Here is a 1576-nt window from a genome sequence, read left to right as displayed (position 1 = left end):
CGGCCCGCGCCGCCGCCAGGGCGGCCTCGGCCGAGGCGACAGCCGCCTGGGCCCCGAGCGCGTTCGACCGATCAAGTTCCAGGGCGCGCTCGGACGTGACGTTTCCAGCGGTCAGCGCCTCTGACCGTTCCAACTGGCGTCGGGCCACGACCTCCGCCGACTCTCGCTGAGCCAGAACCGCCTCGGCGGCCCGTACCTCGGCCGCACGCTGTTCGACCAGCAGCCTGGCATTCTCGACCGCGATCTCGGCTCTCTGGCGCTCGGCCTCGGCCTGATGACGCGCAGCCTGCAACTGCCGGACATCCAGTTCAGCCAGCGGATCGCCGGCTGCGACCAATTGTCCCTCACGCACCTGGATGCGCGCAATCCGCCCCGGGCGCGTGGCCGCCACGTCGATCTCCACCGCCTCGATTCGCCCGTTTCCACGAGCAAATCCGTCGGGGGTCGTCCCGGTGCCGTCGCCGCGCCAGAGGAAGAACCCCGCCCCAACAAGGGCCAGCCCCGCGATTAGTACAAGAACGGAATTGAAGCGTGTCATCAGTCCCTCGCCCGACCGGAAACCGGCATTCCAACGAATCTGCCAGGTCGCCTTGACCCCATGTGGAGGCGACGCTGTCTCGCCGCTCACCTATACCGACCGGATGGTACAGTCTTGATGCAGGAATAGAAAAGCGCGCGCCGGAATGCAAGTCTGCGGATCCTTGCCGCGGCGCGTGCGATTGCCGCGCGCGAGGGCGTTGCGCACACCTCCTTCGAGGCGGTCGCCCGCGAAGCGGGGCTGTCGAAGGGAGGTGTCCTCTACAATTTCCCGACGAAGCGCGGCCTCATGGCGGCGCTCTTGAAGGAGATGCTGGCCGAACACGATGCGCTCGAGGCCGGCCTGCCGCAGGATGCGCAGCACCGCACGCTGCGCCGGCATCTGGCATCGCTGAACGGCCTGGACACTGCGGATTCGGACCTGTCGATGTCGATACTGGCGGTCGCTGCGGCGCGCGCTGGACGCCGATCTTGCGCGCATCGAGGCCGAGGCGACGGACGCAAACCTTGGTCGTCTCGCGGTCGTCGGCCTCTGACGGCGGGCGCTTTGGCCGTCGTCCAACGAACTGCGGAACGGGAGAATGACCGGCATGGCATCCGACACGGTTGATGCAGCACGCATGAGTATTGCGCGGGGCGCCATTCGTCGCCCCGTGGCCGTCTGGCTGGCGATCCTGTTCTGCCTGTTCGGTGGGCTCTGGGGGCTTGCCAATGTCGGCCGGCTCGAGGACCCGCCGCTACCAGCGCCGCCGCGACAGGTTCCGCGTCAACCTGACCAAGGCGGCTGGACTGTAACTGGTCAGCCGTCGTTCAGATAGGCCATAAGGTCTTGATGGGTATGCAGGATACGGATGATCTCGACCCCCTGCCCTTCCCGCCGGTAGATCACCAGATGCGACCCGCTGGGATGGATGCGCACCGGCGGCGTGAATTCTTCCCGCTCCCGGGCCATCTCTTTTCAGCGAGCTATGCTGGGAAATGGGTGACGGTGTTTGAGAAGGCGGCGTATCGTGGCGGGTGTCGAAGCCTGCCAGAACTT

Annotated in this window: 3 protein-coding genes; 1 reads left to right on the top strand and 2 read right to left on the bottom strand. The window is 66.7% G+C overall.

The features are described 5' to 3' along the window. A partial coding sequence (locus CVM52_RS25620) for an HlyD family secretion protein (protein ID WP_133120008.1) occupies window positions 1-538 on the bottom strand: 538 nt, incomplete at its 3' end. 153 nt (window positions 539-691) lie between these two features. Between CVM52_RS25620 and CVM52_RS28145 the strand changes: the two genes are divergently transcribed. After that, entirely contained in the window at window positions 692-1147 is a 456-nt protein-coding gene (locus CVM52_RS28145) for a TetR/AcrR family transcriptional regulator (protein ID WP_081710581.1), read from the top strand. 189 nt (window positions 1148-1336) lie between these two features. Here CVM52_RS28145 and CVM52_RS25610 read toward each other — a convergent pair whose 3' ends face one another. Continuing rightward, window positions 1337-1489: a type II toxin-antitoxin system RelE/ParE family toxin gene (locus CVM52_RS25610; RefSeq protein WP_154665592.1), complete on the bottom strand. Its 153-nt coding sequence runs from the start codon at window positions 1487-1489 to the stop codon at window positions 1337-1339. Window positions 1490-1576: the final 87 nt, after the last annotated feature.

The sequence above is a fragment of the Pseudooceanicola lipolyticus genome (genome assembly GCF_002786325.1).
In the GTDB taxonomy this organism is placed as follows: Bacteria; Pseudomonadota; Alphaproteobacteria; order Rhodobacterales; family Rhodobacteraceae; genus Pseudooceanicola_C; species Pseudooceanicola_C lipolyticus.
Note: the sequence above shows the minus strand (reverse complement) of the source record. Positions and strands in the feature narration are given on the sequence as shown.